The sequence below is a fragment of the Prolixibacteraceae bacterium genome (assembly GCA_019720755.1).
GTDB classification, from domain to species: domain Bacteria; phylum Bacteroidota; class Bacteroidia; order Bacteroidales; family Prolixibacteraceae; genus Halosquirtibacter; species Halosquirtibacter laminarini.
Window position 1 is genome coordinate 3,369,844 of the sequence record CP081303.1, and the last position, 15,569, is coordinate 3,385,412.

The 15,569-nt window shown below is 35.9% G+C and carries 15 protein-coding genes and 1 riboswitch; of the genes, 12 read left to right on the forward strand and 3 right to left on the reverse strand.

The window, feature by feature from the left end; genetic code table 11:
- The first annotated feature begins 106 nt into the window (after window positions 1-106).
- A complete protein-coding gene (locus tag K4L44_13275; protein QZE13538.1) occupies window positions 107-532 on the forward strand; it encodes a hypothetical protein in 426 nt (141 codons plus the stop codon).
- A gap of 109 nt (window positions 533-641) precedes the next feature.
- Here the strand turns inward: K4L44_13275 and K4L44_13280 are convergent, their stop codons facing one another.
- Window positions 642-3,035, reverse strand: a complete 2,394-nt coding sequence (locus K4L44_13280; protein ID QZE13539.1) for a TonB-dependent receptor — start codon at window positions 3,033-3,035, stop codon at window positions 642-644.
- Between the two features lie 43 nt (window positions 3,036-3,078).
- A riboswitch (TPP riboswitch) is annotated at window positions 3,079-3,180 on the reverse strand.
- A 689-nt stretch (window positions 3,181-3,869) separates the two neighbouring features.
- Here K4L44_13280 and K4L44_13285 point away from each other — a divergent pair.
- Window positions 3,870-4,502: a hypothetical protein gene (locus tag K4L44_13285; protein QZE13540.1), complete on the forward strand. Its 633-nt coding sequence runs from the start codon at window positions 3,870-3,872 to the stop codon at window positions 4,500-4,502.
- Window positions 4,503-4,612: 110 nt separating this feature from the next.
- Here K4L44_13285 and K4L44_13290 read toward each other — a convergent pair whose 3' ends face one another.
- A complete protein-coding gene (locus K4L44_13290; protein ID QZE13541.1) occupies window positions 4,613-6,610 on the reverse strand; it encodes an OmpA family protein in 1,998 nt (665 codons plus the stop codon).
- Window positions 6,611-6,929: 319 nt separating this feature from the next.
- Here K4L44_13290 and pyrE point away from each other — a divergent pair, with 319 nt between their 5' ends.
- Both pyrE and K4L44_13300 read left to right on the forward strand, forming a co-directional pair.
- A complete protein-coding gene (gene pyrE, locus K4L44_13295) occupies window positions 6,930-7,562 on the forward strand; it encodes an orotate phosphoribosyltransferase (protein QZE13542.1) in 633 nt (210 codons plus the stop codon).
- Between the two features lie 114 nt (window positions 7,563-7,676).
- On the forward strand, window positions 7,677-8,141 hold the full coding sequence (locus K4L44_13300) for a hypothetical protein (GenBank protein ID QZE13543.1): 465 nt from the start codon (window positions 7,677-7,679) through the stop codon (window positions 8,139-8,141).
- Window positions 8,142-8,164: 23 nt separating this feature from the next.
- On the opposite strand, the gene K4L44_13305 is transcribed toward K4L44_13300, so the two are convergent.
- Window positions 8,165-8,920, reverse strand: a complete 756-nt coding sequence (locus K4L44_13305) for a biotin--[acetyl-CoA-carboxylase] ligase (GenBank protein ID QZE13544.1) — start codon at window positions 8,918-8,920, stop codon at window positions 8,165-8,167.
- A gap of 126 nt (window positions 8,921-9,046) precedes the next feature.
- On the opposite strand from K4L44_13305, the gene rsfS reads away from it, so the two are divergent.
- The 8 genes from rsfS (at window position 9,047) to K4L44_13345 (ending at window position 15,465) form a co-directional block, all read left to right on the forward strand.
- Complete coding sequence (gene rsfS / locus K4L44_13310; GenBank protein QZE13545.1) at window positions 9,047-9,406, forward strand: ribosome silencing factor; 360 nt, start codon at window positions 9,047-9,049, stop codon at window positions 9,404-9,406.
- Window positions 9,407-9,414: 8 nt separating this feature from the next.
- Window positions 9,415-11,481: an ATP-dependent zinc metalloprotease FtsH gene (gene ftsH / locus K4L44_13315; GenBank protein ID QZE13546.1), complete on the forward strand. Its 2,067-nt coding sequence runs from the start codon at window positions 9,415-9,417 to the stop codon at window positions 11,479-11,481.
- A 237-nt stretch (window positions 11,482-11,718) separates the two neighbouring features.
- Entirely contained in the window at window positions 11,719-11,967 is a 249-nt protein-coding gene (locus K4L44_13320; protein ID QZE13547.1) for a hypothetical protein, read from the forward strand.
- 5 nt (window positions 11,968-11,972) lie between these two features.
- The gene (locus K4L44_13325) at window positions 11,973-12,797 is read left to right on the forward strand and encodes a phosphatidate cytidylyltransferase (GenBank protein QZE13548.1); all 825 of its coding nucleotides are present in this window, start codon (window positions 11,973-11,975) and stop codon (window positions 12,795-12,797) included.
- 40 nt (window positions 12,798-12,837) lie between these two features.
- Complete coding sequence (locus K4L44_13330; GenBank protein QZE13549.1) at window positions 12,838-13,494, forward strand: phosphatidylserine decarboxylase family protein; 657 nt, start codon at window positions 12,838-12,840, stop codon at window positions 13,492-13,494.
- A gap of 12 nt (window positions 13,495-13,506) precedes the next feature.
- The gene (locus K4L44_13335; protein ID QZE13550.1) at window positions 13,507-14,238 is read left to right on the forward strand and encodes a CDP-alcohol phosphatidyltransferase family protein; all 732 of its coding nucleotides are present in this window, start codon (window positions 13,507-13,509) and stop codon (window positions 14,236-14,238) included.
- Between the two features lie 83 nt (window positions 14,239-14,321).
- Window positions 14,322-14,816 carry a hypothetical protein gene (locus tag K4L44_13340; protein ID QZE13551.1) on the forward strand — a complete coding sequence of 165 codons (495 nt, stop codon included), beginning with the start codon at window positions 14,322-14,324 and terminating at the stop codon, window positions 14,814-14,816.
- Between the two features lie 16 nt (window positions 14,817-14,832).
- Window positions 14,833-15,465: a deoxynucleoside kinase gene (locus K4L44_13345; GenBank protein QZE13552.1), complete on the forward strand. Its 633-nt coding sequence runs from the start codon at window positions 14,833-14,835 to the stop codon at window positions 15,463-15,465.
- Window positions 15,466-15,569 lie beyond the last annotated feature (104 nt).

The following is a 15,569-nucleotide window of genomic DNA, read 5'->3' on the forward strand; positions in this document are numbered from 1 at the left end:
CGTGCCGAATATACCTTAAAAAGTAACTACTCAGGTTCTTTTTGAGTATAATAATCACACAAAAGTTCCTATAAAGAATCGATTACTGAGCGTTTGTGAAAAGTATATGGCATATTATCAAAAGAGAGAAGGAGATGAACAATCTGCGTCTATATCTCTATATGATTTGAATTATATACCGACGATGGAACATTGTATGCAGCATATTTGTGCAATCGAAAGGGATATACTGATTTCATCGAATGGAGTACAACGTTTACATCAAAAGATGGATTGTTATGACATGGTTGATATGATTGATAAGAACTATAACATGGAGGCTCAAAAAAGAGTTCGATCTTGTATGCAGGAGTTTTTATTATACCATCAACATACAGACAATCTACTATCCTCTTTATCATTAACTAGATCGCATGGAATTAGCTGTTTTATTCCAACCCAGAATACGAGCTGTTATGCTTCATTCTATCAAAATTTATGTTGGTCACAAAGAACAGGTTATGGTAATTCACTCTTTAATATTTCTAAATAATGTCTTGCTATTGATCCAGTTATGTGATTTATCCATATTTCAAACTATAAAGCGCGATCCAAATATATTGAATCGCGCTTTATCAAAGTTATCTAATATTGTATCGGAATTACAATCTCAGTGTTAATCCAATAGCCCAGTTTGCACCTGCTTGTGGATAGAGTCCAATACTATTATTACGTTCTCCGCCTAAATAGTATGAATATACCCATCCATTGCTTTCATATTTTTGATTGAAAATATTGTTTGCTTGGAACCATATGGATGACTGTTTTAATGGACGAATCGTAAAGTCATAAGTTGCTTTTAGGTTTGTAAAGCTATATGCATCTAACTTTCGATCCTCGCTTGAGGTGTTGTCCAAATATTGTTTTCCTACATACTGAGAGATCCAATCGATAGAGATTTGGTCATTGATATGGAACTTAGCCATGATATTTCCTACGACATTTGGAGAGTAAGCGATATCTGTCTCTCCAAGGTCCTCTCTCTTTTGTTCCCCTAGTGGCACCCAATTTTCATCATACTGGTCTGTGTAGGAGACAAAGTCTTGAATCTTATTCTTAGATAACGAGATATTTCCACTTAGGTCCATCCAATCAAAAACTCTTGCTCCTGCAGTGATCTCCACCCCAGCTCTATAACTATCGGGAGTGTTAATCATGATGGTGCTACCAACATTGTTCAGTTTCCCAGTATTTACCAATTGGTCTGTATAGTTCATGTAATATAGGTTAACTCCAAACTGAAATTTATGGAACTTCCCTTCTAGCCCCAACTCCCAGTCAGCAAGTTTTTCTGGTGTTGGTTTCTGATCATTTGGAGCATCTACAAAATCGGTTCTTTTTGGCTCTTTATGGGCAATGGCAAAACTGGCATAACTATTTAGGTTCTCGCTAAGTTGGTAGTAAAGTCCGACTTTCGGATTAAAGAAGTTATAGTTGTATGACTGACCAATATCTTCCATATTGTCGTCTATTCCGGAGATGGTATAATCTACATTTCGATATTGTAGGTCTCCCATTACAGAAAGTTCTTCTGTAATATTCGCAGTGAACTTGGCATAAACATTTCCGTCAATTTTTGTTCCATTTCCACGATACCACTCTTGTTCATAAGGAACATTTACCTTTTCTGCCCATAAAATTTTACCAAAGTGATCGCCATCATACTTGTTTAAAGCACCCCCAACAACCAGTGTTCCAATGGTGAAGTTTTGACGGTATGAAGTCGTAAAACCATAGAATATATTGTCGAGCCACTTTTGGGTGATGAAATCCATCTTCTCATCTGATGTCGTAATTCCGAAGCTACTTGGCTTTTTGTTGTCCTTATAGCTTTGGTAATAACCATCACCAATAGTCGTGTGAAGCGCAAAATTTAATGATGCTTCTTCGTTGAAAATATGGGTGTAGAATAGTTGGTAATGGGTTTGATGATAGTTGTCTGTTTGGTCATCGTAATATTTAATATTCCCGTCGGCATCGGTGTACTTTCCCTCTGGGTTGTAGGTTCTATTTCCTGCGTTTAATGAGTCTAAAGGGACTCCGCTCCATGCTTGATAGGTCTTCTCTATTCCTGTGAATGCGTTAAAACGTACCACATCTTTATCTCCATAATAACCCGCTGCGAAAAACAATGACTGTAGATCAGAACTAGCTCTGTCGATGAAACCATCACTATGAATTAAACTTCCTCGGACATCTACACTAAAACGGTTGTTGATCAATCCTGTTCCAGCTTTTAAGGTGTTTTTAGTGGTTGCAAACGAACCTCCCATACTTTGCACTTCTGCGTACGGCTCTGAACTAGGAGCTGCGGTCTGTATGTTCACTGTGGCACCAAAAGCGGCTGCACCATTGGTTGAAGTACCAACTCCACGTTGTACCTGAATATTTTCAACAGAAGAACCCATATCAGGCATATTCACCCAAAAAACACCTTGGCTTTCAGCGTCGTTCAGTGGGATTCCATCGATGGTAATATTAATTCTTGATTGGTCGGTACCACGAATTTTCATCGAGGTATATCCAATCCCTGTACCTGCATCTGAGGTTACAACCAACGATGGGGTGTTGTTTAGAAGGTAGGGAAGGTCTTGCCCTGTGTTTCGCTCTTCTAGAGACTCTTTACTAACATTAGAGTAGGTAAATGGTGCTTTCTCTCCAGCACGTGTTGCTTCTACCAATACCTCATCCAAAGACTCTAAAGAGGGAGACAGTGTGATTTTTAGAGGCTTTTTATTTGGTACTTCTACCATATATTCCGCCTTTTCGAAGCCGATAAAAGTGATTTCTAGAGTATAATCCCCTTTGTTTAAATTCTTAATGGTGAACTCCCCATTAGGATCGGTGATGGTTGCTTTGTCTAGTTCTTTCACGTGAACTACTGCACCTGCAAGTGTATTTTTTTGTTTGTCTTGGACACGACCTGTGATCATATGTTGGGCTTGCGCACCCAAAGAAAAGATCGTAATGAGTAGTGTTAATAATGTTGTTCTCATGTTTTTTTCAAATGTAGATAGATGAAATTAAACATGGAGGATAAGAAGATCGGACTTGATTCCCTAAGCAGGATTACCTCCTCAGGTTCAAAGGGTATGATCTCAGCCTTATGATAAGTTTCAATAGGCACCCCCATCTTTAAATGTTAAAAATGATACCACAAAGGTATGTGAAATAATATGAATTAGACAATAGTAGTAGATCATTTTTAATTAAAACAGATAGAATTGTCCGTTATTTTATTTCACTGTTTCGAAAAAAGTGAATTATCAAGAGGTTTATTATGAGTATTTTATGTATTTTGGTGTTTGACTTGCTTTATTTTATGAATAGCATATTCTAAATAAACTATCATAATACAATATAGAGTTTGATCTCTTTAAAGAACTGCTTTTTTTACTCCATTGGACTTTTGTATGTTCTGATCATATTTTGTTAAGAGACCATTCTCCACCCTACTTTGGTTACCCTTTAGATACCCTTCCGTTACCCTTTGGTTACTCCTAGAGTAACCAAAGGGTAACGAATCTCTATGTTAATTGTAGCGAAGGTCACTTAAATTTAGAGGAAAAAAATATCCAGTTGATTTCAATTCTTGTAGAGTAAGAGTCGAGAATTTCGCATAGGAATCCTTTATAATATTGAGAAATGGAGGGAGAAAAATGAAGAAATTAGAAGCATATATAGGACTTGTTCTACATGCTTGTTCTGTAAGCTTGATGTTCAGGTTTTTTAGCTCTATGTTTAAGATATGAGAAGCATTGAAGTCATAATTGTATGTCCTTTTAAATCTTCTGCTCTCTGATTTTTAAATCTTTTAAATACGATATCTAATGGCAAAAATAGTAGATTCCTTTTTAAGTGGTGTTATTGGACCTGTGGTAGCTTATCAATCAGGTAACAAACAGATTATTCGTAGTTGTCCACAGCGGTCGAATCAAAGTCCCTCAGAGAAACAAATATTTCAACGACAAAAGATCAAATTATCCAATCGTTTACTAAAGCCTTTTCATTCTATCCTTCGTTATGCTTTTGCAGTGAAAGGGGCGACTCGTTGTTCCATTAATAGAGCGAGGTCTTTGGTGTTACGTAATATGGTTCAAGATGACTACAATAAAGTAGTCATCCAATATGAAAATATCCGTATGAGTCTAGATGGGGATTGTTTGTGTCGTATAAAGTCGGTATGTCTAGAAGAGAATCGATTGGAACTGTTTTTTAATACGAATCCAACTGTGCCGAGCCATATAACTCTCACTGTACTCATGTATTCCAATGGGGTAGGATCGTACCTCTCTTCTATTATATATCAGGAGGATGGTCATTATAGTATTGCTCTTACGCTGGATGTTCAAAAGCAATATGTCGAAAAAAAACAGGATATCCATTTTTGGTTTCTCTTTTACGATCCGTTAAAACAGCACTATTATGGCAGTATCTATCATGTAGAAAAGAGTAGCAGGTGAAGGTCAACAGGACATCTTGGTCCCGATTAAAACAAAAAATAGGTAGTTTATCCCATCTGTCGAGGGCAAACTACCTATATTCTATTTCATCTTCACTTTTGGGTATCGATCTATCTCTTAAGATAGTTTGTGGACAATACTCTAAATTCGGTTCTACGATTTATTTGATGACAAATTTCTTGTTCTTCTTTCTCTTTTCGTTGAATAAACTCCATGGTAAGCGTATCTCCGACCTCTAGAAATTCATATTTATTCGCTAGTTTTTTGTCGATAACTTTTGGAGAAGTTTTACCATATCCTTTCGCTGATAGTCGAATTGCAGGTATCCCTTTTGCTTTTAAAAATGCCACCACACTAAGCGCACGTTTTTGTGATAGCGAAAAGTTTGATTGGCTATCTCCTCGACCATCTGTATGTGCCATGATCTCTATAGAGATGGTTGGGTTATCAACCAAAACTTGATAGAGAGAGTCTAACGAAGCGATGGACGCAGGGAGAAGATCCCACTTTGCAAGATCAAAATAGATGTTGTCTACTTCAATAGGTGCATCTGTTGGGGTTAACACTAAATTGCGAGAAAGATGTACACTCTCTTTGGCATCAAGAGTATTAAAGAGGTATTTCGCATTTAAATAACCCTTTTTATATGCAGCAAGAAGATACTCGGCATCTTTTGATATGTTGAATCGAAATTTTCCATTACGTGTTTTTAATTTTAGCATGGTTCCATCTGTACCAATAACTCGTATGGTTGCTTGGGTAAGAAGTTTGTTTGTATTTTTATTTAAAACTTCTCCCTCTATTGTGAACTCCATTGGAGGAATGACAAAAGAAAATATATCATCCGATCTTGTTCCTTTTCTATTTGAACTAAAAAGACCTTGTTCCTTCCCTGCTAAGAATGTGATGGCAAAATCATCTCCAGAAGAGTTTAGTGGTGCCCTTACATTTTCTACTTCCCATATTCCATCTTCATTCTGGATTGCTTGAAAGATATCCAACCCTCCAATGCCTGGATGTGTATCTGAACTGAAATAAAGTGTTCCATTATCTCGGATAAAAGGATAAACTTCGTTTCCTGTGGTATTGATTTGTGGGCCTAAATTTATTGCGGGTCCCCACTGGTTTCCCTCTTTCTTCGACATCCAAATATCATTACCACCGTATCCTCCAGGTCTATCAGAGACAAAATAGATCTCATTGGCATCCAAAGTTACAGAAGGGTGTGCCACCATGGTAGAATCGTCTGGTATCTTAATTCTTTGAGGCTTTGCCCACTGTTCTCCATCTACTCTACTTTTGTAAATAGCTGCACTAGCACCCCCATTTTTTGCATATTTACATTGGGTGTAGTAGATAACGGATCCTTGAGAAGCAAAAGAGGGAACCCCTTCATCTTCTTGTGTATTAATGATTCCGTCAGGATCGAGATTCTGTGGTTTTCCCCACCTCTGTTTCTGTATATCGTAATTGGCATAGCATAAATCGTAATACCTCTCTCCTGTAATATTACTTTTCTTTTTTGTTACCAATTCGGCATTGTTGGTTGCAAAGACGAGGTAGTTGCTTCGAGATGAAGGATATATTGCAGAAATATCAGATCCTTTCGAGTTTATAGCGCGTAATTTCTCTATCTGTATTCTCGATTTTGATTCAATCCATTTGGGTGCTTGTTTTGCCAGTGAGATCTTTTCTTTTACCTCCTTTGCTTCAGGATGATCTATAAGAAAAGTGTTGTAAGCTTCAATTGCTTTTTCATATTTTCCGCTACCACAAAGCATATCCCCATATTTGATCCACAATAAAGAGTCTGGGTACTTATAGGTGATGGCTCTTTTATAGAAACCCGATGCTTTTCGGAAGTCTCCTATCTTTCTTTGATTCTCAGCTGTTTGAAAATAGAATTTGGATCTCTGTTGTTTGCTTTTTGATTTTTGAGCTGCTCTATTATACAGTTTGGAGGCCTTATAATACTCTCCATTCTGGTTACAGCGATCTGCTTTCTTTATTAAACTATTTAACTGACAACTGCAAAAAGAGAAGACGATAAGAATTGCCCATCCAAATTTTATGCTTTGCCTATAAAAAGAGTTGCTATATTGAATCATCTTTGAGAAAATTACCATTGCTCTATGTAAACACTTATAATACGAGTTTTTCAAAATTAAAACGTATCATCGTTTCTTTTATTATAAAAGGATGGAGAGAAACATTTTTTTTAAATAAGTAGAGGTTAAATCCTCTTTATTCAAATCATTTTGTATATAAAGCAGCCCATTTAGTAGGGATTTCGAACTAACTGGAGTGTCGATTAAATATAATTTAACAATTTATTAAGAATGTCCTTCAGCATAAATGAACCAAAAAATATAAAACTTTTTTACCTTTGCCCAAGTATTTATATACACAAGAAAAAGCGTAATTAGTATGGAAGACTTACAATTGGAAGTAACGAAAAAGTTAGTGGAGATCAATACAATTAAAATCTCACCAGAGAGTCCTTTTACTTGGGCTTCAGGTTGGAAATCTCCTATTTATTGTGACAATAGAAAGGTACTTTCTTATCCTGCTGTTCGTACTTTTATTGCAAAGCAGTTTGCTGCATTAGTACGTGAGAAATACCCAAATGCTGAGGTTATCGCAGGGGTAGCAACAGGAGCTATTGCTCACGGTGTTTTGGTTGCAGAGGAGTTAGGTCTTCCTTTTGTTTATGTAAGATCTAAGCCGAAAGATCATGGTTTGGAAAATCTTATTGAAGGAGATTTGAATCCTGGACAAAAGGTTGTAATTATTGAAGACTTAGTTTCTACTGGAGTGAGTTCATTAAAAGCTGCCGAGGCTGTTCGTAATTTTGGAGGTGATGTGCTTGGAATGATGGCAATCTTTACCTACAACTTTACTATTGCTACGGAGAATTTTGAAGAAGCTAATATTGAATTGACTACTCTAAGTAAGTACCAAAATCTTTTGGAACTTGCATTAAGTAATGGAGACATTACAGAAGAGCAGAAAGTGGACTTGGATGGCTGGAGAAAAGATCCTGCTAACTGGGGACGCTAGTCTCTTAAATACCATATTTTAAAGGCTATTTCGTTTGTGAAATAGCCTTTTTTATGGTGTTGTTTGTCATGACATTGTCGAAATAAGCTTTATTTTTGAAAAAAAATTGAAACAATGGGTTTAGAGAAATATACAAGTGAGGTGGTAAACCTAGATTGGAATCAAGAGGTTGTATTTGAGAAATTGAGCTCTTTTAAAACTTTTGAAGCACTTTTTACTCCAGAAAATATTGAAAAAGTGAAGAGTCAGGTAAAAGATGCCCCTGATTTCAAAATTGAAGACTTTGAAGCAACTGTGGACACCTGTTCGTTTAAAGTTGGTTCTATCGGACGTACCGGTCTTCAGATAATCAATAGAGAACCTGCCAAGGAGATTAAAATGACTGGACATGGAACGGTTCCATTTAAATTTACTTTATGGATTCAGATTTTACCTGTCGCTAATGCTACTTCTAAAGTGAGGTTAACACTTCATGCAGATATGAACATGATGATGAAGATGATGGTTGGTAAAAAATTGAAAAAAGGAATTGATCAACTAGCCAATGGCATGCAACAAATTCCTTTTGGTATGTTATAATAGTTTAAAGATAAGCTTGGTGTCTATGAATTCATGGATGCCAAACTTACCTCTTTGAAATTATATACTCTTTGTTGAAGAGTCCGATCTTCTATGATTAATTGGCCATATTCGTTTACGCCAATAATTTTTCCTTCGAATATTCCATTTTGGTCTTTGAATTTCGTCCACTGACCTTTTAAGTAAAGATCTTGATGATATGCTGTATCCAGCTTTTCTGGATGATTCTCCATGACTTGCCAATATGTCTCTAACTCGTCAAGAAGCAATGTGAACTCTTCTTGAAGGTTATAGTCGATGCTTGTTATCTGTGTGATTGAGATAGGGTTGGGGGCATCTGAAATAAATTCTCTTTGGTTTACATTAAGCCCAACCCCAGCAATCGCTTGTTTAATTTCCGTCGCAAGCCATTGTGTCTCTATTAGGATGCCACATATCTTTTTATGACTTACATAGATGTCATTAGGCCATTTGATTTGTACTTTATCCACTCCTTTTTGTCTTAAATAAGATACAATGGCCAAAGAAATAGCCTGTGAGATATAGAACTGATTCCCTATCTTCAAATCTTTCGGTTCTAGAAGAAGGGTGAAGGTGAGATTCTTTCCTTTTTCACTCTCCCAATGATTGCCTTTCTGTCCTTTGCCACTGTTTTGATAGTCTGTCACGACAACCGTGCCATGAAGCTGACTTTTTGTCTTGAAAAGTTCGTTGGCATAATTATTGGTAGAATCAATATGATCAAATTGTATTTTGGTATGGCCTATTGCTCTTTGCATGAAGTTTGATTTCTGAATTATTTATTAATGGATACAATATTAATATCCTTTGCGTGGAATATAATATTTTCAGATTAAAATATATCTTTGTCAATAGGTCTAGTATAAAAAAACGTCCTAGTATTTATGAACGAAACCCAAAAATTAATTGACTCTATTGTAGAGGGAATACAACAAAAAAGAGGTAAAGATGTTAAATTGATAGACCTTCGAGATGTTGAGGGGGCAAGTACTGATTTTATGATAATCTGTCATGGTAGTTCCTCTGTGAATGTCGATGCTATTTGTAACGGTATTGCAGAAGAAGTTTTAAAAACAATTCATGTGGATTCTCGTACTGTCGAAGGTCTACGAAATGCACAGTGGGTTGTATTGGATTACTTTGATGTGATTGTCCACGTATTTCAAGAGAGTGATCGTTCTTTCTATAATATAGAAGACTTATGGTCTGATGGAGTATTTACCACAATTGATAGTGAAAATTAAACGCAAGTATGGCTAAAGATAGTAATAAAAAAGGCTGGAACATGCCTAAGCAAGGTAAGCCGGGAAGTAACGGCAAGGGGGGATTATCTCAAAAATTTAATCCCTTTATTTTCTTCTTAATCATTACCTTGCTATTTGTAGCATTCCAGTTTTTTGCTGGAGGTAGTGGTGCTATTGAAAAAAATTGGAACGAAATTCGTCCAATGTTTGTAAATAGAGATGTCGAAAAAGTAGTAGTAATAAATAAGGATAGAGCTGAATATTATCTAAAAGCGGACAAACTAAAGAAGTATGAAAGCGACCTGAAAGGTACTTTTTCTAAGCCATCGCCTGAAGGACCTCAGTTTTATAGCCAAATTGGTGATGTGACTGTATTTTCACAACAATTGGATAGAGCACAAAAGAATATTCCAGAAGTTGACCGTGTGATACCAAGTTATAATACAAGAACCGATTCAATGGGTATATTCTTTAATATACTTCCTATTTTGGTGATTATATTTATTTGGTTCTACTTATTTCGTCGTATGGGAAAAGGCGGTGCTGGTGGTGGTGCTGGTGGTATCTTTAACGTTGGTAAATCCCAAGCAAAAGTAATTGAGAAAGGGGAGAAAGTAGATACTACTTTTAAAGATGTTGCAGGTTTATCTGAGGCAAAGCAAGAGATCGAAGAGATTGTAGACTTCTTGAAAATGCCAGAGAAATATACGAAATTGGGTGGTAAGATACCACGTGGTGCTCTTTTAGTTGGCCCTCCAGGTACCGGAAAGACTTTGCTTGCTAAAGCGGTTGCTGGTGAAGCTGGTGTTCCTTTCTTCTCTATGTCAGGTTCTGATTTCGTAGAGATGTTTGTAGGAGTAGGAGCCTCTCGTGTAAGAGACCTTTTTAAACAAGCAAAAGAGAAGTCTCCTTGTATCATTTTTATTGATGAGATTGATGCTATTGGTAGAGCTCGTGGTAAAAATGGCGGATTTTCATCCAATGATGAGCGTGAGAATACGTTGAACCAGTTGTTAACTGAGATGGATGGTTTCGGAACGAACTCTGGTGTGATTATACTTGCTGCAACAAACCGTGCTGATATCTTAGATAGAGCATTGATGAGAGCGGGACGTTTTGATCGCCAAATTCATGTGGATCTTCCAGATTTAAATGATAGAAAAGCAATCTTTAAAGTTCACCTACGTCCATTGAAGATAAGTGAGGATTTTGATTCTGATTTCTTGGCTAAACAGACACCAGGTTTTTCTGGAGCGGATATTGCAAATGTTTGTAACGAAGCGGCTTTATATGCTGCAAGAAAGAAGAAGGACTTTATCGAAAAGCAAGATTTCTTAGACGCTGTCGATCGTATCGTTGGTGGATTGGAGAAAAAGAATAAGATATTAACACCATTGGAGAAAAAGACGATTGCCTTCCACGAGGCGGGTCATGCTTCTGTTAGTTGGTTGTTAGAACATGCACACCCATTGGTGAAAGTGACTATTGTTCCCCGTGGTTATGCATTGGGAGCTGCATGGTATCTTCCAGAAGAACGTCAGATTACTACCAAAGAGCAACTTCTAGATGAGATGTGTGCTACTCTTGGAGGACGTGCTGCTGAAGAGATTATTTTTGGTCGTATCTCGACAGGTGCTCAAAATGATTTAGAGAAAGTTACCAAATTGGCTTACTCGATGATCTCTGTCTATGGTATGAGTGATAAAGTGGGTAATGTAAGTTTCTATGACTCATCAGGACGTCAAGATTATGGTTTTTCAAAACCATATAGTGATGAAACAGCAGTAATGATAGATCATGAAGTTCGTAATTTGATTCAAGAATCTTATGAAAGAGCGAAAGATATCATTCGCTCTAATCAAGAAGGTTTTGAAGAGTTAGCAAACACGCTACTTACTAGTGAGGTGATATTCTCGGATGATGTGGAGAAGATCTTTGGTGCTCGTCCATGGAAAAGTAAAACCGATGAGTTGGAAGATGCTTATAATGCGGATCATAAAGCTGAGGAGATGAAAAATACTTCTGAGAATATTGAAAAGGATGAAGAAGATTTAAATGAACAAACGACGGTTTAGATCAATATCTATATAGATTATATTCATATAATTAAAGAGCACCTACTTGAAGGTGCTCTTTTTTTATATGTAACTTTTGATGTATTATCTTTCTCTCATTCTCCGATGAAATAGATAGAATACATTGTAATAAGCATACAGCTAAGTTATTTTTTCTTACATTTGCATGACTAATTGATAGAGGAGTGTTAAAAAGTATTATTAAACTAAAGTGTTTTAGGTAAGAGTATCATAAAGATGTTAAGTTTACAAAAGGTCCGTAAAGAGTATGATCGTTATGATGAAGGATGGGTTCTATTGTCCTTCTCAAACGACAATGAGATGCTGGAGGATATAACTTTTTCTCTTCAAGATTTAAAGATCGTTTCTATGTTATTAGACTATAGAGATGAAAATATCAATGCTGGAGGTTTTTCTTTTTTATATGTAAGACCACAGGATGAGATGGCAGCGAAGGTTATTGTTGAACAATATAAAATATACTAAACCCATTGAATAATTTACAACAGAGAATATTGACGGGCATCCTGTTTGTATGTACGTTGGTTGGATCCATAGCCATTGGGAAATGGACATTTTTTGCACTTTTTATTTTGATTTCTTATTTGGCTACCAATGAATTTTACCATTTAGCCTATAGAGCAAAAGCTCGTCCTAATCGAAAGATAGGTATTGCTACTAGTATCTATATCTTTATTTCGTTTTTCCTTATTGCTTCAGGTTTGGTCCCATCAAAAGTAACTTTGGGTATCATCCCTCTGATTGTAGGACTTTTCGTTTATGAACTCTACAGGGATTCTAAAGTGCCTTTTTTAAATTTAGCCTTTACGATTCTAGGATTGGTTTATGTTACCACACCGTTGGCATTGTTTAACTTTTTTGTCTTTCCTCCTTCAGTAACAGGCACTCCTGTTTATTCTCCCCATCTTTTAATGGGAATATTTATTTTTGTTTGGATTAATGATTCTGGAGCTTATCTAGTTGGATCTAGGTTTGGTAGACATAAGCTTTTTGAGCGAATATCTCCTAAGAAAACTTGGGAAGGTAGTATTGGAGGTGGTGTGCTCACGATGAGTGCAGCGGTCGTGATGAGCCGTATTTTTCCACAATATGGACTGATTGATATGGTTGTAGTGGCGCTTATCACTGTAATCGCTGGTACATTAGGTGATCTTGTTGAGTCTATGTTCAAAAGAAGTATTGAGGTGAAAGATAGCGGCTCTTTTTTTCCTGGACATGGTGGTTTGTTAGATCGTTTTGATAGCATAATACTCGCAGCACCAATGGTCTATTTTTATTTTCGATTAATATCTTAACTTTTTTGATAATATACAATTAATTATTGCTTAGTAAACTATGACAACTATTCACAAAGAAGGATTTGGCATTATTGCTTTCTTCCTTATAGTTTTAGCGGGACTGGATACTTTAGTTTGGTTTTCCGGTGAGAGGATTTTCTTTTGGGTTATGTTATGTTTAACAATCCCTTTCTTTACTTTGGTAGTACGTTTTTTTCGTTATCCTAAGCGAGTTGCGAAGGTCGATGACTCTTTGGTTATTTCTCCTGCAGATGGTCAAATTGTGGCTATCGAAGAGGTTTATGAACCTGAGTTTTTTGAGGACAAACGTATTATGGTTTCTGTTTTTATGACTGTTTTTAATGTTCATATCAATTGGATTCCAGTAAAAGGAGTTGTGAAATTCTTTAGACATCATAAAGGACGTTTCTTATCTGCTTATCTACCTAAATCTTCAACTGATAATGAAAGAACAACAATGGTTGTTGAGTTGGAGAATAAGCAAGAGGTTCTTTTTCGCCAAATTGCTGGTGCTGTTGCAAAACGAATTATTAGTTACCCAAAAGAGGGAGATGTAGTAGATCAAAATACTCAATTGGGCTTTATCCGTTTTGGTTCACGTGTTGATGTTTATCTTCCATTAGGAACAGATATAAATGTTGAAATGGGAGAGATTGTAAAAGGGACTGAAACCGTTTTGGCGAAAGTTCAATAGTCATCTTTTGTTATGATAAAAAAGCATATTCCTAACTGTATTACAAGTCTGAACATTATTTCTGGTGTTTTGGCTGTTTTCTTTGCGCTTTATGGAGAGTTAACACTGTCTGTTATTGCGATTTTTTGCGGTGCTATATTTGATTTTTGTGATGGTTTAATTGCAAGAGCTCTTAAAGCATATTCAGATATTGGAAAAGAGCTAGACTCTCTTGCAGATATGATTACATTTGGTTTTGCTCCAGGAGCATTGATGTTTGCAATACTTCAAATATCACTTGATGGAGCAGTTGCTTCACCTAAAGAACTGATCTCTTCAGAATATTTAGGGTTTTATCTGTGTTCTTTGTTTATTCCAGTCTTTTCAGGATTGCGTCTCGCAAAGTTTAATGTTGACACAAGACAGTCTGAATCGTTCATAGGAATGCCAACACCTGCAAATGCAATATTTTGGTCTTCTTTAGCTCTCATGAGAGTGGGAAATACCTCCATGGATCTTTCATTGATCTTTAATCCTTGGGTGATTATTTTGCTAGGAATAGTAACGTCTTTGTTGTTGGTTTCTGAGATTCCCATGTTTTCATTTAAGTTTAAAACGTTATCCCTAAAGGAGAATAAATTACGTTTTTCATTTTTAATTGCAGTCATCGTCTTGATTGGAGTGTTTGGAATCTTAGGAATTGCATTTTCGATTTTACTTTATGTCTTTTTATCTGTGTTGCAGTACTTCTTGCACCGAAAATAAAAGCTACTACATAATATTTAAAAGTCCTTTCTATGGTTAGAAAGGATTTTTTTTGTATTTTAATTATCGAATAGAAAAATATCATGACAAATTCACAAGATGCCATATTTGAAGATCTGAATCGTGCATTAAGTGGGATTTCAGACAAAGATTTGCGTTTTTTCCCTATTGATCGCTTCAAGACGCAACTGGAAATTTTACTGCAACATCGAGATCAATGTCCTGAATGCAATATGCTTTTGAAAAAAACGAAGGAGGTAGTGCCACTTATCCCTATTGCTATAACAGATGTTGGCAAAGAGAGAAAGCAAGTGGATAGACTTCTTCGAGATATCGAGCGTCATTTGCGTAAGGTTCACCATCTTTTGCCTGAATACTACTATGCGGCCCGCTATGGTTCTATTTTTGCTGCCATTACTGTCGTTATTTCATTGATTGCCTTATGGTGTTTTCCGTCTGATAATTCTGTACTTGTTATTATTACGTTGACCTTCATATCTCTTATATTGGGTTTTTTGTGGGGGAATATTAAAGACAAACGTTTCGCTGGAGAGATAGAACACAAATCTAAAAAATAAGATTCTCATATAAGATATGGATATTAATTTCCTTGTAATAGAAGGTAATATTGGTGCAGGAAAGACGACCCTTTCCTCTATGATAAGTGAAAAACATAATGCAAAGTTGGTTTTAGAACAGTTTTCAGATAATCCTTTTCTTCCCAAATTTTATAAGGACCCTGAAAAATTTTCTTTCCCCTTAGAGATGTCATTTATGGCTGAGAGATATAATCAGTTGAAACAGCAAACAGATTTGGAGTTGTTTAAAAGTTTTACCGTTTCTGATTATTACTTTATGAAGTCGTTGATATTCTCCAAATCTACGTTACAACCTGATGAATATGGTTTGTATCGTAAATTTTTTGATATCATATATCAGAATATTCCAAAGCCATCACTCTACGTTTATCTTCATTTAAGTACGGAGAGGTTGATGGAAAATATATCCAAACGAGGACGTAGTTACGAAACGGAGATTACTTTAGACTATTTGAAGAAAATTACAGATGGCTATTTTAACTTCTTTTCTCAACAAAAAGATTTTCCTATTGTTGCAATTACTACAGATGAGTTAGATTTTGTGAAAAATAGAGATGATTATGACAAAATAGAGCAGTTGATTTTTGGAGAACGTTATCCAAAAGGTTTAACTAGGTTAATACCTTAGCTTAGAACAAAAAATTGCTTAAAAACTTTTTCATAATTAACAAATCATTTTACTTTTGTGTATAATGTAGAAATAAGTGGTTTTTAGAAAACTAATAGATGTAT